Source organism: Pseudomonas tensinigenes (assembly GCF_014268445.2).
GTDB classification, from domain to species: Bacteria; Pseudomonadota; Gammaproteobacteria; order Pseudomonadales; family Pseudomonadaceae; genus Aquipseudomonas; species Aquipseudomonas tensinigenes.
Window position 1 is genome coordinate 744,178 of sequence record NZ_CP077089.1, and the last position, 21,467, is coordinate 765,644.

A 21,467-nucleotide genomic window follows, 5' to 3' on the forward strand; every position below is an offset into this window, starting at 1 on the left:
ACCCTCTCCCAGGGGGAGAGGGGACTGACCGAGGTGTCTTTCGCTATACATCGACCTGAAAACGCCAGTCGATTATGGATTCGGTGAGCTTCTTTCAGGTCGACGGAGTATTCAAGCATCCCCCGTTCGGCCCCCTCTCCCTCCGGGAGAGGGCTGGGGTGAGGGTGGCGTTTCAGAACCAAGCATCCTGCATCGCCAGACACGTATCATCCCGCGCCTCCAGCAACACCAGCTCATGGTGGCAACCCGGCACTTCCCACGTCAGAAAATACCGCGCCGCCTGCAACTTGCCCTTATAGAAGTCAGCATCCGCTGCATTCCCTTTGGCCAACCCTTCCTCGGCACGAATCGCCTGCTCCAGCCAGCGCCAGCCAATCACCGTGTGCCCGAACACCTTCAGGTACAGCGCAGAGTTCGCCAGGCTGCTATTGACCTTGCCCTGTGCCAGATCGGTCAACAAACCGATGGTCACCGTTTGCAGGCGCGCCACCAGTTTCTCTAAAGGCTCACGCAACGCGGTCAGCGATTCGTATGCCGTTGCGCGCTCAGCCGTGTTGGCGATCAGTCGAATCAGTTGCTTCAGTCCCGCGCCGCCGTTCTGCGCCAGTTTGCGCCCGAGCAAGTCCAGCGACTGAATACCGTGGGTGCCTTCATGGATCGGGTTCAAGCGGTTATCGCGGTAGTACTGCTCCACCGGGTATTCACGGGTATAACCGTGACCGCCGAGAATCTGGATCGCCAGTTCGTTGGCCTTGAGGCAGAACTCCGATGGCCAGGATTTGACGATCGGAGTCAGCAAATCCAGCAACTCATGCGCCTGTTTACGCTCGGCTTCAGACTCAAGCGTGGTGGTGTCATCGAACAAACGGGCGGCATACAAACCGAGGTCAAAGGCACCTTCGACGTAGGATTTTTGCGTTAGCAGCATGCGTCTGACGTCCGCATGCTGAATGATCGCTACCGGCGCAGTGGTCGGATCCTTGCTGTCCGGCACGCGACCCTGCGGCCGCTCGCGGGCGTACTCCAGCGAGTACAGATAACCGGCATAACCGAGCATCACCGCGCCCATGCCGACGCCGATCCGTGCTTCGTTCATCATCTGGAACATATAGCTCAAACCGCGATGCGGCTCGCCCACCAGATAGCCGACACACTCGCCGTTATCGCCGAAGTTCAGCGCTGTGGAGGTTGTGCCGCGCCAGCCCATCTTGTGAAACAGCCCGGCCAGCAGTACGTCATTACGCTGACCGAGGCTGCCGTCATCGTTGACCAGAAACTTTGGCACGATAAACAGCGAGATACCTTTAACACCCGCAGGCGCATCGGGCAGCTTGGCCAGGACCATGTGCACGATGTTCTCCGACAGCGGGTGATCGCCGCCGGAAATGAAGATCTTGTTGCCCTTCAGGCGATAGGTGCCGTCGGACGCCGGCTCGGCGCGTGTACGAATATCTGACAGCGATGAACCCGCGTGCGGTTCGGTCAAGGCCATGGTTCCGAAAAAACGGCCGTCGATCATGGGCTGCAGGAAGCGCTGTTTCTGCTCGTCGGTGCCAAAACTCTCGATCAGATTCGCCGCGCCCATGGTCAGGAACGGGTACGAGGTCGAAGCCGCGTTGGCTGACTGGAAATGCGCGAAGCAGGCTTGCGACAGCAGTGTAGGAAGCTGCATGCCGCCGGCGTCGAAACTTCTCGCGGCGTTGAGGAATCCGGCTTCAAGGAAGGCATCCACCGCTGGTTTCACTTCAGGAATCAAAATCGCCTGACCGTCTTCGTAGCGTGGTTCGTTCTCGTCGCCCTTGCGGTTGTGTGGTGCAAAGTACTTCTCGGCGATGTTGCGCGCGGTGCCGATGGCGGCGTCGAAGGTTTCGCGATTGTGCTCGGCAAAGCGCTCACGCCGGGTCAGGCCCTCGGCATCAAGGACTTCATACAGCTCGAAAGCCAGATTGCGGGAACTGAGCAGCGTCTCGGACATGGCGGCCTACCTGAAATTGGGGTTGGGCCGAGTCTAGGCGTGCTGATAAAGGCTGAACAGGATGATTGATCGCGGTGATGTTAGAGCCGAGCACCAACTTAACAAACACCCCAAAACAACTGTGGGAGCGAGCCTGCTCGCGAAAGCGGTGGTTCAGGCAACATTGATGTCGACTGACACTCCGTCTTCGCGAGCAGGCTCGCTCCCACAGGGGAATTGCAATCCAGGCGGCCATTGCGGTCGCCTGGGCTTACAGCGGTTTAGCCGATGGTCATCAAGCTCGCATTACCACCCGCCGCAGCAGTGTTAACACTCAACGCCCGCTCAATCACCAGACGCTCCAGCGCAATATTGGTCTCGCCCTGGGACAAGCCCTGAACGCCAACGATCGCGCCGGCACGCTTGGCAATCTGCTGGCAAACGCCGCGCAACTGGTCGGAATGGCCGTGATGCAGAACCGCATCAAACACCACCTCATCCTTGTTCCAGTCAGAAACCAGCTTGATCCGCGCCTGAATCTCCTTCGGCAGGCGTGCGAACAATGCCTTGCTGATGTCGGACTCTGGCCACACCGCCGAACCACCTACCGCCAGCACCGCTGCCAGTTGCGTCAGCAGATCGCCTTCAACCTCGGCCAGGCACAACACGTGCTCGCGCGGCAGAATGGCGTAGCTGTTTTTCTCACCGGTCGGGCCGGCCAGAACGCGAGTGATGCCGCTCTGCGATTGCGCAGCGTACTGCACGCACAGGGTGCTCAGGTCAGCGAACTTGTTGCTGTCAGCCCAGGCTTTCAAGGCGTTCAGCGGTTTGCTCATGGCGTCGCGCAAACGAACGTCCGGTGCTACCACGGCATCACCGCGAGCGAAGGATTGTTCGATGGCGTCGGTAGGGCGTGTCGCCAGCAAACGGTACAGGTACAGCGGGCCACCGGCTTTCGGGCCAGTACCCGACAGGCCTTCGCCGCCGAACGGCTGCACGCCAACCACGGCACCCACGATGTTGCGGTTGACGTAGACGTTACCGGCGTTGACGTTGTCGATCACCTTGGCGATGGTCTCGTCGATGCGCGTGTGTACGCCCAGTGTCAGGCCATAACCGGAAGCGTTGATCTGAGCGATCAGTTGATCGATTTCTTTACGCTTGTAGCGCACCACGTGCAGCACCGGGCCGAAGATCTCGCGTTGCAGTTCGTCGAAGCTTTCCAGTTCGATCAGGGTCGGCATGACGAAGGTGCCGCGTTTGACTTCTTCGGTGTCGGCAATCGCCACCTGGTACACGTTGCGACCTTTGTCGCGCATGCCCTGGATGTGCTTGTCGATGCCAGCCTTGGCTTCGGCGTCGATCACCGGGCCGATGTCCACGGACAAGCGCTCAGGGTTGCCGAGACGGCTTTCGGCCATGGCACCTTTGAGCATTTCGATGACGCGATCGGCGGAATCTTCCTGCAGGCACAGTACGCGCAGCGCCGAGCAACGCTGACCGGCGCTGTCGAAGGCCGAGGACACCACGTCGATCACCACCTGTTCGGTCAGTGCCGAAGAGTCGACGATCATCGCGTTCTGGCCACCGGTTTCGGCGATCAGCGGAATCGGACGGCCCTGGCTGTCGAGACGGCCAGCAATGTTGCGTTGCAGCAGGCGCGCGACTTCGGTGGAACCGGTGAACATCACGCCTTTGACGCGCTCATCGCCAACCAGACCAGCGCCGACGGTTTCGCCGCGACCCGGCAGCAGTTGCAGCACGCCTTCCGGGATGCCGGCTTCGAGCATCAGGCGCACCGCTTGAGCAGCCACCAGCGGAGTTTGCTCGGCAGGCTTGGCCAATACCGGGTTACCGGCAGCCAATGCCGCAGCGACTTGGCCACTGAAGATCGCCAATGGGAAGTTCCACGGGCTGATGCACACCACCGGACCCAGTGGGCGGTGGGCGTCGTTGCTGAAATCGTTGCGCGCCTGCACTGCGTAATAACGCAGGAAGTCGACCGCTTCGCGGACTTCAGCGATGGCGTTGGCGAAGGTCTTGCCGGCTTCGCGAGCCAGCAGGCCCATCAGCGGCTGGATCTCGCCTTCCATCAAGTCAGCGGCGCGCTCCAGAATCGCTGCGCGTTCGGCCGGCGGGGTGGCCTGCCAGATCGGCGCAGCGTTCAGCGCGCATTGAATGGCGTTGTCGACGTCTTCGACGGTGGCTTCCTGCACGTGACCGACCACATCACGGTGATCCGACGGATTCAGAACGGCTGCCGGTGTTTCGTTGCTGGAAGCGCAACCGAGCATCGGCGCGGCTTTCCAGTCGTTGTGCGCAGTGGCGAGCAGGGCGCAGGACAGCGAAGCCAGGCGATGTTCGTTGGCCATGTCGATGCCGCTGGAGTTGGCGCGTTCGGCACCGTACAGGTCACGCGGTAGCGGAATGCGCGGGTGCGGCAGGCCGAAACCACCTTCCACGGTCGCCATCTGCTCGATCTGCGCCACCGGATCGGCCACCAGTTCCTGAATCGAAATCGACTGGTCGGCGATGCGGTTGACGAACGAAGTGTTCGCGCCGTTTTCCAGCAGTCGACGCACGAGGTACGCCAGCAGGGTTTCGTGGGTGCCGACCGGTGCGTACACGCGGCACGGACGATTCAGCTTGCCTTCGGAAACTTTGCCTACAACCTGTTCGTAAAGCGGTTCGCCCATGCCGTGCAGGCACTGGAATTCGTACTGGCCGGGGTAATAGTTCTGACCGGCAATGTGGTAAATGGCCGACAGGGTGTGGGCGTTGTGCGTGGCGAACTGCGGGTAGATGACTTCCGGTACCGACAGCAGTTTGCGGGCGCAAGCGATGTAGGAAACGTCGGTGTACACCTTGCGGGTGTAGACCGGATAGCCTTCCAGGCCTTCGACTTGGGCGCGCTTGATTTCGCTGTCCCAGTACGCGCCTTTTACCAGACGGATCATCAGACGATGACGGCTGCGGCGAGCCAGGTCGATCACGTAGTCGATCACGTACGGGCAACGCTTCTGGTAAGCCTGGATGACGAAACCGATGCCGTTCCAGCCAGTCAGTTGCGGCTCGAAGCACAGGCGCTCAAGCAGATCCAGCGACAGTTCGAGACGGTCGGCTTCTTCGGCATCGATGTTCAGGCCGATGTCGTATTGCTTGGCCAGCAGGGTCAGCGACAGCAGGCGCGGGTACAGCTCGTCCATCACACGCTCGTACTGCGCACGGCTGTAACGCGGGTGCAGTGCCGACAACTTGATGGAGATGCCCGGGCCTTCATAAATCCCACGACCGTGGGAGGCTTTGCCGATCGAGTGAATGGCTTGTTCGTACGACGCCAGGTACTTCTGCGCGTCGTGTTCGGTGAGTGCCGCTTCACCGAGCATGTCGTAGGAATAACGGAAGCCCTTGGCTTCGAACTTGCTCGCGTTGGCCAGCGCTTCGGCGATGGTTTCGCCGGTGACGAACTGCTCGCCCATCAGGCGCATGGCCATGTCGACGCCCTTGCGGATCATCGGCTCGCCGCTCTTGCCGATGATGCGGCTCAGCGACGACGTCAGGCCGGCTTCGTTGTGCGTCGAGACCAGTTTGCCGGTCAGCAGCAGGCCCCAAGTGGCGGCGTTGACGAACAGCGACGGGCTGTTGCCCAAATGCGGATGCCAGTTGCCGGTGCTGATCTTGTCGCGGATCAGTGCGTCGCGAGTGCCCTTGTCCGGAATGCGCAGCAGCGCCTCGGCGAGGCACATCAGCGCCACGCCTTCCTGGGACGACAGGGAAAATTCCTGCAGCAGACCTTGAACAATGCCTGCACGACCACCGGCACTTTTCTGGTTACGCAGTTTTTCCGCGATGGAGGCGGCGAGTTTGTTGGTGGCTTCAGCCATGGCGACCGGCAGGCGAGCCTGCTCGATCAGCATCGGCACCACTTCCGGCTCAGGGCGACGGTAAGCGGCAGTGATCGATGCGCGCAGTACAGACTGCGGCAGGATGCTTTCAGCAAATTCGAGGAAGCATTGGTGGGCGTGATCAGTGTGGACTTCGCCCGCCTCATCGGCGTCCTTGGCGGTCAAACCGTTCAGCTCGGTCAGGGTTGCACCACCCTCGAGTTTCTCCAGGTAATTGAAAATTGCCTGCTTGATCAGCCAGTGCGGTGTGCGATCAATCGAGGTCGCGGCCGCCTTCAGGCGCTCGCGGGTCGGGTCATCAAGTTTGACCCCAAGGGTGGTGGTAGCCATATTTTTATCCTCATGGTTGCCACAGTTGCGTGGCATCAGCTGGCCGCAAGATTAGCCGTGCGCCGAAAGAGGTGCAACCGGGTGCAACCCTTTTTTTGTCGGAATAATAGGCAGCTCGTCAGGAATTATTTTCTGGTACGAAAGTGCTGCTCCTGCTTGGTGCTTTTGCTTCTAGCAAAGGGCCGTGACTGCCACAAAAGGGAGCAAAAACGGGGTGGTCGTCGATAAATCCGACTAGGTGCAACTAATTCTCACGAAACTGGTTGCACCTTATTTGATTTGTTGCATAGCATTCGCGCCCAAGGTGCAACCGGGAATAACCCGGTGTACCGGCTGATGGCTTTCCTGGGGAAACATCAGTCCTAAATGCGCGGGATCCCGGATCGTCTGCCAAACGTCGTCGTTTGCGTGCGGTTCACCACCGCCGCTACATAAAAACAAAGCCAGGGCGTAACTCAATGAGCGTAAGCAATCCAACCCTGATCACGTTCGTGATCTACATCGCAGCAATGGTGCTGATCGGCTTGATGGCCTATCGCTCCACCAACAACCTTTCTGACTATATTCTCGGCGGTCGCAGCCTCGGCAGCGTCGTCACCGCGCTGTCCGCCGGTGCGTCCGACATGAGTGGCTGGTTGTTGATGGGCCTGCCGGGCGCCATCTATATGTCCGGTCTGTCCGAAAGCTGGATCGCCATCGGTCTGGTCATCGGTGCCTACCTGAACTGGCTGTTCGTTGCCGGCCGTCTGCGCGTGCAGACCGAGCACAACGGCGACGCCCTGACCCTGCCGGATTACTTCGCCAGCCGTTTTGAAGATAAAAGCGGTCTGCTGCGGATCATTTCGGCGATCGTGATTCTGGTGTTCTTCACCATCTACTGCGCTTCCGGCATCGTGGCCGGTGCCCGTCTGTTCGAAAGCACCTTCGGCATGTCCTACGAGACGGCGCTGTGGGCCGGTGCTGCGGCGACGATTGCTTACACCTTTATTGGTGGTTTCCTCGCGGTGAGCTGGACCGACACCGTACAAGCCACGCTGATGATTTTCGCGCTGATCCTCACGCCGATCATCGTCCTGCTGGCTACTGGTGGCGTCGATACCACGTTCCTGGCGATCGAGGCGCAAGATCCGAGCAACTTCGACATGCTCAAAGGCACCACCTTCATCGGCATTATCTCGCTGATGGGCTGGGGTCTGGGCTACTTCGGTCAGCCGCACATCCTCGCGCGTTTCATGGCGGCGGATTCGGTTAAGTCGATCGCCAAGGCGCGTCGCATTTCCATGACCTGGATGATCCTGTGCCTGGGCGGCACCGTGGCGGTGGGCTTCTTCGGTATCGCGTACTTCTCGGCGCACCCGGAAGTTGCCGGTCCCGTGACCGAGAACCACGAACGCGTGTTCATCGAACTGGCCAAACTGCTGTTCAACCCATGGATCGCCGGTGTGCTGCTGTCGGCCATTCTGGCTGCGGTGATGAGCACCTTGAGCTGCCAGTTGCTGGTGTGCTCGAGCGCCCTGACCGAAGACTTCTACAAAACCTTCCTGCGTAAATCCGCCTCCCAGGTTGAACTGGTCTGGGTCGGCCGCGCCATGGTGCTGTTGGTTGCACTGATCGCGATCGCCTTGGCCGCCAACCCGGAAAACCGCGTACTCGGCCTGGTGTCCTACGCCTGGGCCGGTTTCGGTGCTGCGTTCGGTCCGGTTGTGCTGATCTCGGTTATCTGGAAAGAAATGACCCGCGACGGCGCACTGGCCGGTATTCTGGTCGGCGCGATCACCGTGGTGGTCTGGAAGCATTTCGAACTGCTGGGTCTGTACGAAATCATCCCGGGCTTCATCTTCGCCAGCCTGGCCATCTACATCGTCAGCAAGATGGGCGAGCCGACCAGAGGCATGGTGCAGCGCTTCGAAGCGGCGGAAAAAGATTTCCACCTGAACAAGTGATTGTTCTGAGCTGAGGCTCACCCGAAAACGGCCCGTTTCCTACAGGATACGGGCCGTTTTTTTGTGCCTGTGATTTCTCGAATCCTGTGGAAATCCATTGTGGGAGCGAGCCTGCTCGCGAATGCGATTGATCATTCAATGAATGTGTCGACTGACATGCCGCTTTCGCGAGCAGGCTCGCTCCCACAGGGTTCGGTGGTGGTTTTGGAGATTTGTCTGTAGTTGAAGGCGCTGCTTTTTGCAGGGTTTTTCGTCAATGAAAGTAGGGCAAATCTGATTTTCTCGTCACCCATTCATCACCCCTTGCCCCTCATGCAGAATCGCCCGCCCTTCATTCTGCAGAGAGACATCGGATGTTCGCGCCTGCCAATCAACCGCGTTTCACGTTGACCCTCGAAGGCGCCCAACATGACCTCAAGGTCCTTGAGTTCACGGGCAAGGAAGCCATCAGTCAACCCTTTCGTTTCGAGCTGGAACTGGTCAGTGAACGACCGGATCTGGATCTCGAAAGCCTGCTGCATTGTCAGGCGTTTCTGAGTTTTGATGCGGACGGCTCCGGCGTTCACGGTCAGATTTATCAGGTCGGGCAGGGCGATTCCGGGAAACGTCTGACGCGTTATCACCTGAGTCTGGTGCCGCGTCTGACGTACCTCGGTCACCGCATCAATCAGCGGATCTTCCAGCATCAGAGCGTGCCGCAAATTGTTGCGCAGGTGCTTAAGGATCACGCGATCCTTCGTGATGCTTTCGATTTTCGGTTAGGCAGTGAATACCCGGTTCGTGAGTATTGCGTGCAGTACGCTGAAAGCGACTTGGCGTTCATTCAGCGGCTATGTGCCGAGGTCGGCATTCATTACCACTTTCAACACAGCCCCGACGCGCACGTACTGGTGTTCGGTGATGACCAGACGGTGTTTCCAAAACTGGCCACGCCGACCCTTTATTTGCCGGGCAGTGGCATGTCTGCCGGAGCCCCGGCGATTCAGCGTTTCAACGTGCGCGTGGAAACCCGCACCAGCGTGGTCACTCGGCGCGACTACAACTTCGAAAAGCCCCGTCTGCACCTGCAAAGCCGTGTCGACGGCGAGCAGCGCCCAGTGCTGGAGGACTATCACTTCCCTGGCCAATTCAACGATCGTGAAACCGGCAAGCACCTCGCCCAGCGTGCCCTTGAGCGACATGTCGCTGATTACCGTCAGGCCGAAGGCATCAGCGACGAATCCGCACTGGTTTGCGGACATTTCCTGCAACTGACCGAGCATCCGCGCCACGACTGGAACGACCTGTGGCTGCTGACTGCCGTCGAACATCATGGCCGACAGCCGCAAGTGCTGGAGGAATCGGTGACCAGTGATGGGGAAGGATTCCAGGGTTACCGTAATACCTTTCTCGCCACGCCGTGGGACGTGTTCTTCCGTCCGGCGCTGGGGCCGGAAAAACCACGCATGCTCGGCTATCAACCGGCGGTTGTGACCGGGCCGACAGACACGGAAATCCACTGCGACGAGTATGGCCGGGTCAAGGTGCAACTGGCCTGGGATCGCGACGGTGAATTGAACGAGCATTCCAGTTGCTGGCTGCGCGTTGCCAGCGGTTGGGCCCATGACCGTTATGGCAGCGTGTTGATTCCGCGAGTCGGCATGGAAGTGCTTGTCGGTTTCATCGATGCCGATGCCGACAAACCGCTGGTCGTGGGTTGCCTGCCCAACGCCGCGACGCCGATCCCGCTGGATCTGCCCGCGGACAAGACCCGCAGCATTTTCCGCAGCCAGAGCAGCCCCGGCGGTGGCGGCTACAACGAACTGCGCATCGAGGATCGCAAAGGCGCCGAGGAAATCTACCTGCGCGCCCAGCGCAACTGGACGCAGCATGTGTTGCACGATCAACAAGTGCAGGTCGATAACCAGCGCAGCATCGTCGTCACCGGCACCGCCCGCCATGAGTTGAAGGCTGATGAGCAGCGCATTACTCACGGTCAGCGGCAGATCGAAGTGAAGCAGGACGACCATCTGAGCGTGAGCGGCGACCGGCATATTCGCGTGAGCAATCAGGCGATCAGCGCCAGTGGGCAATTCCACGTCAGCGCCGGTCAGCAAGTGGTCATTGACGGTGGCGCGAGTGCGACGATTCAGGCCGGTGGGCAGTGGATCAACATCGGTCCCAGCGGCATTTTCAGCAGTGTGCCGATTGTTGTGGGTGGTGTGCCGATGGCGGCGATGAGTGCCGCGCCGGTTGTCCCGGGATTACCGGAGAAACTGGTCGCTGCGCCGGCAGCGATGCTCACTGCCGCACAAATCATGAGCTTCAAGGGTGATGCACCATTCTGCGAAGAGTGTGAGCGTTGCAAGGACGGTCTCTGTGCAGCCTGATTTTCTTTTGCCTGCCGATTGGTTGGCGCGGGAGCCGTTGAAAACTTCCGAGCAGTTGTTTGCGGTTTTCAGTAATGCCAATGAGGCAAAACCGCCTGTCGCTTGGCGAGACACGGCGAGCCCGATCTGGGCCGAGACGATCTATGCCGAGTGGGATGCGGTGATGCCCTACGTGGGAATTGTCGCTACTGACAGTGAGTTTCTGCATTGGGTCACCACCACCGAGTCGCAGGATTGGGGGTGGCTGGCGGTTTCTTCGGCGAGTCTGGAAGAGGTGGTGGCGCACTTTCGCAGTCTCACCCAAGTGCTGATGCCTGGCGGGAAAACGGTGTTTTTTCGTTTTTGGGACGGGCGGTTTCTGTTGCCGATTTTGCAGGCCAACGAAGTGGATGCGGCGCAGCTGTTTCCGCTGATCGAGCGTTGTTTGATCAATGGGCAGGCGCTGGAAATTGGCGGCAGGGCGCAGGTTTCGGGAAGGGTATTTCCGTGGTGGCAGGTGCCGGAGTCGGTGCTGGCGCAGCAAGGCTATGACGTTCGAACCGCCAATGCGTTGCAGTGGTTGAGCGAGGAACATCCGGCAGTTTTCGAGGCCTTCCCCGAGGCGATTTTGCGCTGCAAAGTGAGGCGGTTTTTTCAGGTTTCTATGTCGGAAGAATCGTCGCAATCGGCGTTGCTGGCGTTTTTGCTGGCAGAGTCGGAGTGAGTTTTCGGGGCGAAGGTCTCGGACGATTCCTTCGAGTTGCGGCGGTTTTCATGAACTGGTGGGCGATGGGTTGCAGGGATAGTCTTTTCGTTGTCACTGCGAGAGTGGTGACAGGGTGTAGGAGCCCTCTACCTATGGTGCATCAGCGCTGTTGTTTGCATTGCGGCACGTAACTTGTGTGAGCAATGTCGTCAGCGGCGGCTGTGTGCGGGACACGCTTCGGCGTGGCCGAATTCCATGGGTCGGTTTCCTACTCCCGTGCACGGCTGCCACCCAATCCCGTAGGAAGGAATGCGGCAGTTCACTTTTACACTCTATGGAAGATAGAAATGACGACAATACGAACGGCTCCACCCTACGAAAAAATCATCCCCCATCCCGATAACCGCTTCATGGCCCTGACCGGCAATTGCAGCGACATGCCTACGCTGTTCATCGACACCCACGTGCCCCTCGACATCCTCATGGACGCCGCCAACCATCGTCTGCGCGCCGTGATCCAGGTGCTGGAAAACATGTGCATGCGCGGCTCGGTCGAATGCGACTCCGTCATCCTCAGCGATTTCGCCCAGCTCTGCGTGATCCCCTTGCGTGACGGCTGTGATGTGCTTGATGTCATCGGCAGGCGCCTGCGCAGCATGCCTGCCTGAAAAAGATCAAAAGATCGCAGCCTGCGGCAGCTCCTACACCGGAATAACGCTCACTCTGTAGGAGCTGCCGAAGGCTGCGATCTTTTGATGTTGATGGCGATCGGAGCATCAGTCGGAAATGTACGCGTCCTGAGTTTTGATAAAGCGGTTGAACGCCTCGGAGTTGTAGACCTTCAGGCACACAAGGAACACTACTTTTTCATTCGAGTATTTGCTGTTTGAAGGTGTCTGCTCGCAAGTCGCCAACACGTAGTTTCGGGTTTCTTTGTAGGGATCGTGCAGCACTTGCAGCGTGTCTTCATTTTGCAGGATGGAATGCATGCCTTTGCCCATGACGGAATAGGCATTGGCGGACAGGGCAATGTCTTTTTCCAGCGCGGAGCGCTCGTTGAATGGCTCTAGGATGCAGTGGCTCAGGCCGTAGTTCTTTAGTGTCTGGCGTGCCTGTTCAATGTGGGTTTCGTCGGCAAGGGCGAGGTATGGGCCAAGCAGGCTGAATAAGCAGATGATCAGATATCGCATGAGTTTTTGACGTCCTGTCGTTCATGGTTAGCCAGTTTAACGCCATAAAAGCAAAGCCCCTCACCCTAGCCCTCTCCCAGAGGGAGAGGGGACTGACCGAGTTGCCTGGGCGGTGTACGCCGACTTGCGACTTCAGCGGTGAACTTCGCTTGGCCAAGCCTGGATGGTGGTGCTGTTTCGGGGACTGACCGAGTTGTCTGGGCGATGTACGCCGACTTGCAACTTCAGTGGTGAACTTGGCTTGGCCAAGCCTGGATGGTGGTGTTTTTTCGGGGGGGGGACTGACCGAGTTGTCTGGCTGATCTACGCCGACTTGCGACTTCAGCGGTGCACTTCGCTTGGCCGAGTCTGGATGGAGGTGTTGTTTTGGGGGACTGACCGAGTTGTCTGGGTGATGTACGCCGACCTGCGACTTCAGCGGTGAACTTCGCTTGGCCAAACCTGAGATCACGCTGATCTTTCAGGTCGATGTAACTCGCAAGATCACTCGGTCAGTCCCCTCTCCCTCCGGGAGAGGGCTAGGGTGAGGGAAAGGCTTTTGTCCGCTCGGCTGCGAACCCCTGACTTGCCGCCCGGTAAAAGGTAAACTTTGCGCCCTTCGCAGGAGCAGCCATGAATTATCGTCACGCCTTCCATGCCGGCAATCACGCCGATGTGTTCAAACACCTGACCTTGACCCGCCTCATCGCCCTGATGTCGCGCAAGGAGCAGCCGTTTGCCTATCTCGACACGCACGCCGGCATCGGTCTGTATGACTTGCAGGGCGATCAGGCCAACCGTACCGGTGAGTACCTGGAAGGCATCGCGCGCTTGTGGGAGCAGCCGGATCTGCCGGCGCTGACCGCCGACTACATGAAGGTGCTGCACGAGATGAACCCGGACGGCCAGTTGCGCTATTACCCGGGTTCGCCGGAGCTGGCGCGGCGCCTGACGCGCCCACAGGATCGGGTCATGCTCAACGAGAAGCATCCGGAAGACGGTGTGCTGCTCAAGGACAACATGGCCGGCGATCGTCGGGTCAAAGTTCATCTTGGCGAAGGCTGGCACGTCGCGCGGGCGATGTTGCCGGTTCAGGAAAAACGCGCGGTGATGTTGATCGACCCGCCGTTCGAACAGCTCGATGAAATGCAGCGTTGCGCAGCGTCGTTGAAAGAGGCGATTGGCCGCATGCGCCAAACGGTGGCGGCGATCTGGTATCCGGTGAAGGATCAGCGCGCGTTGCGTCGTTTCTATCAGGATCTGGCCGGCACGGGTGCGCCGAAGTTGCTGCGTGTGGAGCTGCTGGTGCACCCGCTGGATACGCCGAACAGTCTGAACGGCTCGGGCATGGCGATTGCCAATCCGCCGTGGGGCCTGGAGGAAGAGTTGCGTGAGTTGCTGCCGTGGTTGTCGAAGAAGCTTGGGCAGACCCAGGGTGGCTGGCAGATGGATTGGCTGATTGCCGAGAGCTGATCAACGGCAAGATCAAAAGATCGCAGCCTGCGGCAACTCCTACAGCGATCGTTCCCACGCTCTGCGTGGGAATGCCTCAATGGACGCTCTGCGTCCGCTGTTGGGACGCGGAGCGTCCCGGGCTGCATTCCCACGCAGAGCGTGGGAACGATCAGTCGGCGGGGTTAGTTGCCTGCCAGACTCGCTGGCATGCACACGCCGGTGCCGCCAATCCCGCAGTAACCCTCAGGGTTCTTCGCCAGATACTGCTGGTGATACGTCTCGGCGAAGTACACGGTCGGCGCCTGTTCGATCTCGGTGCTGATTTCGCCCAGACCCGCTTTCGACAGTTCAGCCTGGTAGGTCGCTTTGCTTTTCAGCGCTGCGTCCAGGTGCTCAGGTGAGGTCGCGTAGATCACCGAGCGGTACTGCGTGCCGATGTCGTTACCTTGGCGCATGCCCTGTGTCGGGTTGTGCAGTTCCCAGAACATCGCCAGCAGCTCTTCGTAGCTGACTTTGGCCTTGTCATACACCACCAATACTACTTCCGCGTGGCCGGTCAGGCCCGAGCAGACTTCTTCGTAAGTCGGGTTCGGCGTGAAACCGCCGGCATAACCGACGACCGTGCTGACCACGCCTTCACGCTGCCAGAAGCGGCGCTCGGCGCCCCAGAAACAGCCCAGACCGAAAATCGCAAAGTCGACGTCCTGGAAAAACGGGCCAAGCAGCGGGGTTTCTTCGAAAACGAAGTGCTTTTCAGGCAAGGTCATCGCGGTTTCGCGGCCGGGCAGAGCTTGTTCTTTAGTCGGGAGCACGTTTTTGTTCACCAGAATTTCCGAGCGCAGAACCATGATCGTTCCTCTCAGTCAGGATGGGATGTAAAAAGTCAGACCGCCAGTGTGCCGAATGATGCCCGACTTCGCACTATCCAAATGTGGGAGCGAGCCTGCTCGCGAAAGCGCTGTAGCATTCAATATTTGCAGTGACTGACCCACCGCTTTCGCGAGCAAGCTCGCTCCCACAGGGGGAATTCATCCATAGGGGGAGTTTGCGGTGTTTTTAGAGGCAGAGCGGCCCGCGCGGGTAGCGCTTGAGGGCCTGGATCAGTTCGCCACCGGGGATCGGCCGGTCGAACAGGTAGCCCTGGCCAACATCGCAACGATGCCGACGGAGGAACGCCAATTGCTCGGCGGTCTCAATACCCTCGGCCACAACCTTGAGTTTCAGGTTGTGCGCCATGGCGATCACCGCGGAGGTGATTTCCATGTCGTCCTGGTTGTCGGGGATTTCGTGGATGAAGCTGCGATCGATCTTGATGATGTCGATCGGGAATTTCTTCAGATAGCTCAGCGACGAATAACCGGTGCCAAAGTCGTCCATGGCCAGGGTCAGGCCCAGGCGCTTGAGCTGGTCGAGTTGCAAGTGCGTGTCTTCGGTGGCTTCCAGCAGCAGGCCTTCGGTCAGTTCCAGTTCGAGCAGATTGGCCGGCAGCGCTTCTTCCTTGAGGATGTTGGCGATGGAGGCGACCAGATCCGGATCGGAGAATTGCTTGGGCGACAGGTTGATCGCCACTTGCAGATTGCCCATCCCAGCAGCGGTCAGCGCTTTGCTCATGCGGCAGGCCTGACGCGCGATCCACTTGCCGATCGGAATGATCAGGCCGGTTTCTTCGGCGACGCTGATGAACTGGTCCGGGCGGATCATGCCGCGCTCCGGATGGTTCCAGCGCAACAGCGCTTCCATGCCCAGCAGACGCCCGCTGCGCAGGCACAGCTTGGGCTGGTAGAACACGTCCAGCTCGTTCTGGGTCAGGGCGCGGCGCAGGTTGTTCTCGACGAACAGTTTGTAACTGGCCTCGGCATTCAACGCTTCGGTGAAGACCTGCACCTGATGTTTGCCGTTGGCCTTGGCCTTGTGCAGTGCCAGACCGGCGTTGCGCATCAGCGTTTGCGGGTCGCGACCGTGCAGCGGCGCGCACGCCAGGCCGACCGAGCCGGTAACGCTGATCAACTGGTTGTCGACGAACATCGGCTTGTCGAGCGTCGCCAGCAATTGGTTGGCGATCTTCTGACCGGTCGCGAGGTCGGTGTCGTCGAGCAACACCGCGAACTCGTTACTGGCGAACCGCGCGAGGCTGCCACTTGGGCTCAGGCTGTTGCGCAGACGTCGGGCCAGACTGATCAGCAGCTTGTCGCCGGTCTGGTGACCGAGGCTGTCGTTGATCCGTTTGAAGTTGTCGATGTCCACCAGCAACAGGCTGATCGGCGTGTCGCTGTCGCGGGCGAAGCGTTCGTCGAGATTGCGGATAAACGCCGGCCGGTTGCCGAGGTTGGTCAGGTTGTCGGTGTAGGCCAGACGCTCGATGCGCTGTTGCGCCAGTTTGGTCTGGGTGATGTCTTCGTAGATGCCGATGTAATGCGTCAGCTCGCGGTTATCGCCATAGACCTTGGAGATCGACAACTGGCCCCAGTACGGTTCGAGGTTCTTCCGGCGGCTCTTGAATTCACCCTGCCAGCTGTTGCTCTTGGCCAGCGCCGAAGGCGCGTCGAACAACAGTTCACTGAGGTTTTCCAGCGCCGGCAGCTCGGACAGACGCTGGCCGTGGACTTCTTCGGTGGTGTACTGGGTGATCGCGGTGAAACTCGGGTTGACGTACTCGACCACACCGTCGCAATTGACCAGCAAAAAGGCGTTGGCGCTTTGCTCGACCGCACGCTGGAACAGGTGCAGGGCGCTGGTGGCGGTGCGGCGGTTATGGTTGTTGATCACTTGCGCGAACTGGTCGGCCAGCTCCCCGGCAAAGGCGATTTCGTCGGACTGCCAGGCGCGGGTGACGCCGGTTTGCTCCAGACACAGTACGCCGACCACTTGGCCATCGACGCGAATACTGGCGTCGAGCATGGCGTTGACGTCGCGCGGGCGCAGGGCTTCGGCCATTTCCCGGGTGCGCGGATCGCGCATCGCATTGTGTGCGTCGATGGCGCGGCTGCTGTGCAGGGCTTCCATGTAGTCAGGGAAACTGCTGATGTCGATCACGTCCGGGAGGATGTATTCCTGGGTCGCGCGGTGGTACGCGGAGATCGGCACCAACTGCTGGCCTTCGAGGTTCCACAGACTGGCGCAGTCGATTTCATAGATATCACAGGCGCAGCGTGTGATCAGTTCGGCGGCTTCCTGCAGCGAGTTGTGCGTGCTGTAGCGCTGACGGGCGAGCAGCAGAATCAAGTCTTGCTGGGCGCGCACGCGTTCCAGGTGCTGCAGCTGTTCTTGCTGAGCGCGTTGATTGAGTTCAAGGGCGATTTGCAGGCGTGAATTTTGCGTTTCGAGGTCAACGGAGGGGGGCAGCGGCACTTCATCGAAAACGTGATCGACCGCCAGCAGATAGCCACGCAGCAGATGACGGTTGTGTTGTTTGTAGGTTTCGCCCAGCTCAAGGATGTTCAGTGCACCGGCAGCCGTGTGCAGGGTGTAACGCACCAGATAATGCGGGCTGACGGTGAGTTGTTGCTGGATCGCGTCGTGCAGTTGATAGCGCGCTTCGGGTTCCATCAGGCTGGCGTAGGGTGAGCCGACCAGCGCGCAGAGTTCGACGGCCGGCTGGCCGAACTGGCGTTCGCAGTTGGGATCGAGAAACAGCATGGCCCAACTGGCTTCATTCAAGCGCTCGAAACGCAGCATGCCGAGCCGCGAGGGCACAGGCAACTGCGTCACTACCTCGGCCGCCATACGGCTGGCGGCATCGGGTTGGCTCTTCATGAAGGGAACTCGCTTGGAAATATGCTGAACGCGCCGGGCTCTCGCCCTCTTTACTGTTGCCTGCGGCAAGGTTGCATCATTGCGGCACCGACTGACAAGAGACATGAAGGCCAAGTGCTATAAGAATATGTCGGCTGCGCTGAACATTTCTCCAGCGTGCGGCAGAAAGTAATGCTGTTGAATGGAAAAAAACGCCGTTCCAGAGCGCTTTGTGCCCCGAAACGACGCCCCTTCAACCGGTTATTCAACGCAAGGGAATGACGATCGATTGCAGCTGTTTGCCATCGCGATCGTGGTAATTGACCTGAATCTGCCCGGCGTCGACCACCATGTGAGCGAAATTGTCTTCGCTGACCACGGTGCTGGTCAGTTCATGCCGGTAATCGCCCGCCGCCGTGCGCACCAGCGGCTGATCCAGAATGAACGTGGACGCCTTGGCGTAAGGCAGCAGTTTGCTGTTGCAAAGCGGTGAGGACACCACCGTATGGACTTCAAAGTCGGGGTCTTCGCTGTGAGTCAAGCGAGCGGTCAGCGAGCCATGCACGTCCCCTGAGATGAACACGACATTCTTGATCCGTCGGGTGCGGATGGTTTCCAGCAGACGCAGACGCTGCTCGGGAAAGACTTTCCAGGCGTCATCGCCGTGGAGTTTGCGATCGGGGTAGAACATCACGCTGGTGACCACGAACTTGACCCGCGCGGTGCTGTTGCTCAGCCATTCAAGCAAGGCTTGTTCCTGTGCCTCGTCGAGGATCCGTCGATCCTCGGCGGACAAGTTGCGACGGGTACGACTGTCGGTGACAAACCATTCGATATCGCCATCGCTGAATTGATACCAGTAATGCTCGAGTGTTGCGTGATCTATATCTCCGTTAGTTGTCAGTGGGTGGGCCGGGCTGTGACTAACCTGATACAGCTCATAAGCAGCCATGGCATTACGATATAAATCACCGTCGGACTTGCTGGCATTGGCCGGCCAGTTATCTTCGATTTCATGATCGTCAAGAATCATGTAAGTCGAAGTGCCGGACATCAAGCGTTGAATATTCGGTTGGGAAAATGCGGCACGGTATTTGTTAAGGATGTCTTTGTATTCGCGATCCGGTGCGATCAGATTCAAATCATCCACATAAATTTGATCGCCGGTCATCAATACCGCGCTGATCGGTGGCTGTATGCCTTCGATCAGCTGATTGATGGATGCAAAGATCCGGTCGCCTAGTTGCGGCAGGGAGGCGATGCCTGCCGTCATGCGCAGGTAGCGGCAGGAGCCGACGATATAGGCTTTGGGTTGCAGGGTTTTGCTGGAGCGGGTGCGCATGCGGTAGATTTCCCGCGGCCATTGCAACGGCAATTCGGCAACGCTGTCCGGGGTATGCACTGGATTCATCGGGCTGAACCAGCCGGCCTGAAATTCATATTCTGTGTCGGCACTCAAGTTGTTGAGGGCGAACACATGTGACAGGTCGCGTAATTCGCTCAGATGCGCGAAGTTACCGTTGGACCATTGTTGTGTGCCGCAAACGCGATAACGTACTCCGGCAAATACTCTTGAATTGTTCTGCCGGTCGCCACGCATGAAGATGCGTGCATGATGAGTTGTAACGTGGCCGACAATCGGGCCGATAGTTGGTTTTAACATGTCGAATCCATTCGAATTAACTTGAATTAACAGGGTTCTACTAAGTTTTATTAGTTGAATTGGCTGCGCCTAGGTTAGTTGCGTATCGAATAAAAAAGATCAGTGTCAAGCCGACCAGAGTTGTGGCCGATATCAGCGCAACGTGTGGGAAAAAGAAGAGAAGGTGTTTTCTTCAGGCAAAAAAAAGCCCCGCCAAACTGACGGGGTTGAGGTACGAGCGTGTGGCGCTCGAAAGGGTGCAGCAATCGGCCCTCCGTTGCCGGAGGGCCGATCGAGTTACAGCAGGATCGTGCGGATGTCCGCCAGCAGGCTGCCCAGACGCTGGGTGAAGCGTGCGGCAGCGGCGCCGTTGATCACACGGTGATCGTAGGACAGCGACAGCGGCAGCATCAGTTTCGGCTGGAAGGCTTTGCCGTCCCAGACTGGCTGAATGGTTGCCTTGGAAACACCGAGGATCGCCACTTCCGGCGCGTTGACGATCGGCGTGAAGCCGGTACCGCCAATGTGGCCGAGGCTGGAAATGGTGAAGCAGGCGCCCTGCATGTCGTCAGCGGTAAGCTTCTTGTCGCGGGCTTTGGCGGCCAGCGCAGCGGCTTCGGCTGCCAGTTGCAGCAGGCTCTTCTGGTCGACATTCTTGATGACCGGTACCAGCAGGCCATCCGGGGTGTCGACGGCGAAGCCGATGTTCACGTATTTCTTGCGGATGATCGCTTTGCCGCTTGGCGCCAGCGAACTGTTGAAGTCCGGCAGTTCCTTGAGCATGTGCGCGCACGACTTGAGCAGCAGCGGCAGGATGGTCAGCTTGACGCCAGCCTTCTCTGCAACGGCTTTCTGTGCAACGCGGAACGCTTCCAGCTCGGTGATATCAGCCGAATCGAACTGAGTCACGTGCGGGATGTTCAGCCAGCTGCGGTGCAGGCTCGACGCGCCGATCTGCATCAGGCGAGTCATCGGCACTTCTTCGATTTCGCCGAAACGGCTGAAATCGACGACCGGAATCGGCGGGATGCCCGCGCCACCGGTTGCGCCAGCAGCAGCGGCCGGTGCTTCCTTGGCCTTCTGCATCATCGCTTTGACGTAAACCTGCACGTCTTCTTTCAAGATACGACCGTGCGGGCCGCTGGCGCCGACCGCGTTCAGCTCGACGCCGAACTCACGGGCCAGTTGACGCACGGCAGGGCCGGCGTGAACTTTGGCGCCCGGTTTCGCTGGCGTAGCAGCCGGTGCGGCGGCTGGAGCGGCAGCAGGTGCAGCGGCAGCCGGAGCAGCAGCGGCAGGTGCCGGAGCGCTCGAAGCAGCAGCGGCGGCAGCTGGAGCCGGTGCAGCAGCAGGCGCTGCGCCTTTGACTTTCAGCTTCAGAATCAGGTCGCCGGTACCGACTTCGTCATCCAGCTTGATGGAAACGCTTTCCACCACGCCAGCGGCAGGCGATGGAATTTCCATGCTCGCCTTGTCGGATTCCAGAGTGATCAGCGACTGGTCGGCTTCAACGCTGTCGCCAGCCTTGACCAACACTTCGATGATCTTGGCTTTGCCAGCCGAACCGATGTCCGGAACGTGGATGTCCTGAACGCTGTCAGCCACCGGTGCAGCTGGCGCGGCTGCCGGAGCAGGCGCAGCAGCAGCGGCCGGGGCAGCAGCCTGGGCTGGAGCGGCAGCCGCAGGGGCCGCAGCACCCGCCACTTCCAGATCCAGAATCAGGTCGCCAGTGCCGACTTCGTCGTTGAGCTTGACGCTGATGGCCTTGACCACGCCAGCGGCAGGCGACGGGATTTCCATGCTCGCCTTGTCGGATTCCAGGGTGATCAGCGATTGATCAGCTTCGACTTTGTCGCCGACCTTGACTTGGATCTCGATGATCTGCGCCTTGCCCGACGAACCGATGTCCGGCACGTGCACTTGCTGAACCGAAGCGGCAGCAGGGGCAGCGGCTGGTGCAGCGGCAGCAGGCGCGGCAGCCGGTTTGGCTTCAGCTTTTGCAGCCGGCGCAGCAGCAGGAGCAGGGGCCGCTTCAGCGGCGCCCTCGACTTCCAGCTCAAGCAGTTCGTCGCCTTCTTTCAGACGGTCGCCCAGCTTTACTTTCAGGCTCTTGATGACACCGGCTTTCGGGGCCGGCACTTCCATGCTGGCCTTGTCCGATTCCAGGGTCAGGATGCTCTGGTCGGCTTCGATACGGTCGCCGACCTTCACAAACAGTTCAATTACTTCACCTTCACCGCTGCCGATGTCAGGTACGCGAATGAGTTCGCTCACAAAATGTCT

Annotated in this window: 12 protein-coding genes; 5 read left to right on the forward strand and 7 right to left on the reverse strand. The window is 59.3% G+C overall.

Annotation, left to right across the window (positions count from 1 at the left end):
• Positions 1–172: 172 nt before the first annotated feature.
• Both HU718_RS03285 and putA read right to left on the reverse strand, forming a co-directional pair.
• Entirely contained in the window at positions 173–1,975 is a 1,803-nt protein-coding gene (locus tag HU718_RS03285) for an acyl-CoA dehydrogenase (protein WP_186612956.1), read from the reverse strand.
• Positions 1,976–2,235: 260 nt separating this feature from the next.
• On the reverse strand, positions 2,236–6,189 hold the full coding sequence (putA, locus tag HU718_RS03290; protein ID WP_186612954.1) for a trifunctional transcriptional regulator/proline dehydrogenase/L-glutamate gamma-semialdehyde dehydrogenase: 3,954 nt from the start codon (positions 6,187–6,189) through the stop codon (positions 2,236–2,238).
• Between the two features lie 458 nt (positions 6,190–6,647).
• Here putA and putP point away from each other — a divergent pair, with 458 nt between their 5' ends.
• The 4 genes from putP to HU718_RS03310 all read left to right on the forward strand — a co-directional run bounded on the left by putP (position 6,648) and on the right by HU718_RS03310 (position 11,854).
• Complete coding sequence (putP, locus tag HU718_RS03295) at positions 6,648–8,132, forward strand: sodium/proline symporter PutP (protein WP_134175892.1); 1,485 nt, start codon at positions 6,648–6,650, stop codon at positions 8,130–8,132.
• Between the two features lie 353 nt (positions 8,133–8,485).
• Positions 8,486–10,501, forward strand: a complete 2,016-nt coding sequence (locus HU718_RS03300) for a type VI secretion system Vgr family protein (RefSeq protein WP_186612952.1) — start codon at positions 8,486–8,488, stop codon at positions 10,499–10,501.
• Complete coding sequence (locus tag HU718_RS03305; protein WP_186612950.1) at positions 10,491–11,204, forward strand: DUF4123 domain-containing protein; 714 nt, start codon at positions 10,491–10,493, stop codon at positions 11,202–11,204. The genes HU718_RS03300 and HU718_RS03305 overlap by 11 nt, the downstream gene beginning before the upstream one ends.
• A 329-nt stretch (positions 11,205–11,533) precedes the next feature.
• A complete protein-coding gene (locus HU718_RS03310; protein ID WP_095113464.1) occupies positions 11,534–11,854 on the forward strand; it encodes a hypothetical protein in 321 nt (106 codons plus the stop codon).
• 108 nt (positions 11,855–11,962) lie between these two features.
• On the opposite strand, the gene HU718_RS03315 is transcribed toward HU718_RS03310, so the two are convergent.
• The gene (locus HU718_RS03315) at positions 11,963–12,376 is read right to left on the reverse strand and encodes a T6SS amidase immunity protein Tai4 family protein (protein ID WP_186612948.1); all 414 of its coding nucleotides are present in this window, start codon (positions 12,374–12,376) and stop codon (positions 11,963–11,965) included.
• Positions 12,377–12,988: 612 nt separating this feature from the next.
• On the opposite strand from HU718_RS03315, the gene HU718_RS03320 reads away from it, so the two are divergent.
• Positions 12,989–13,828, forward strand: a complete 840-nt coding sequence (locus HU718_RS03320; protein WP_064117137.1) for a 23S rRNA (adenine(2030)-N(6))-methyltransferase RlmJ — start codon at positions 12,989–12,991, stop codon at positions 13,826–13,828.
• A 164-nt stretch (positions 13,829–13,992) separates the two neighbouring features.
• Here HU718_RS03320 and msrA read toward each other — a convergent pair whose 3' ends face one another.
• From msrA to aceF, 4 genes are all read right to left on the reverse strand, one after another.
• The gene (gene msrA / locus HU718_RS03325; protein ID WP_016985652.1) at positions 13,993–14,658 is read right to left on the reverse strand and encodes a peptide-methionine (S)-S-oxide reductase MsrA; all 666 of its coding nucleotides are present in this window, start codon (positions 14,656–14,658) and stop codon (positions 13,993–13,995) included.
• A gap of 208 nt (positions 14,659–14,866) precedes the next feature.
• Entirely contained in the window at positions 14,867–17,563 is a 2,697-nt protein-coding gene (locus HU718_RS03330; RefSeq protein ID WP_186612946.1) for a putative bifunctional diguanylate cyclase/phosphodiesterase, read from the reverse strand.
• A gap of 244 nt (positions 17,564–17,807) precedes the next feature.
• Positions 17,808–19,205: an alkaline phosphatase D family protein gene (locus HU718_RS03335; protein ID WP_186612944.1), complete on the reverse strand. Its 1,398-nt coding sequence runs from the start codon at positions 19,203–19,205 to the stop codon at positions 17,808–17,810.
• Positions 19,206–19,481: 276 nt separating this feature from the next.
• Positions 19,482–21,458, reverse strand: a complete 1,977-nt coding sequence (gene aceF / locus HU718_RS03340) for a dihydrolipoyllysine-residue acetyltransferase (RefSeq protein ID WP_186612942.1) — start codon at positions 21,456–21,458, stop codon at positions 19,482–19,484.
• Between the last annotated feature and the right edge of the window lie 9 nt (positions 21,459–21,467).

Coding starts and splice junctions, on each gene's coding strand:
- msrA (WP_016985652.1), bottom strand. CDS start 14,658: ATGGTTCTGCGCTCGGAAATTCTGGTGAACAAAAACGTGCTCCCGACT.
- HU718_RS03300 (WP_186612952.1), top strand. CDS start 8,486: ATGTTCGCGCCTGCCAATCAACCGCGTTTCACGTTGACCCTCGAAGGC.
- HU718_RS03335 (WP_186612944.1), bottom strand. CDS start 19,205: ATGTTAAAACCAACTATCGGCCCGATTGTCGGCCACGTTACAACTCAT.
- HU718_RS03320 (WP_064117137.1), top strand. CDS start 12,989: ATGAATTATCGTCACGCCTTCCATGCCGGCAATCACGCCGATGTGTTC.
- HU718_RS03285 (WP_186612956.1), bottom strand. CDS start 1,975: ATGTCCGAGACGCTGCTCAGTTCCCGCAATCTGGCTTTCGAGCTGTAT.
- HU718_RS03310 (WP_095113464.1), top strand. CDS start 11,534: ATGACGACAATACGAACGGCTCCACCCTACGAAAAAATCATCCCCCAT.
- HU718_RS03330 (WP_186612946.1), bottom strand. CDS start 17,563: ATGAAGAGCCAACCCGATGCCGCCAGCCGTATGGCGGCCGAGGTAGTG.
- putP (WP_134175892.1), top strand. CDS start 6,648: ATGAGCGTAAGCAATCCAACCCTGATCACGTTCGTGATCTACATCGCA.
- HU718_RS03315 (WP_186612948.1), bottom strand. CDS start 12,376: ATGCGATATCTGATCATCTGCTTATTCAGCCTGCTTGGCCCATACCTC.
- putA (WP_186612954.1), bottom strand. CDS start 6,189: ATGGCTACCACCACCCTTGGGGTCAAACTTGATGACCCGACCCGCGAG.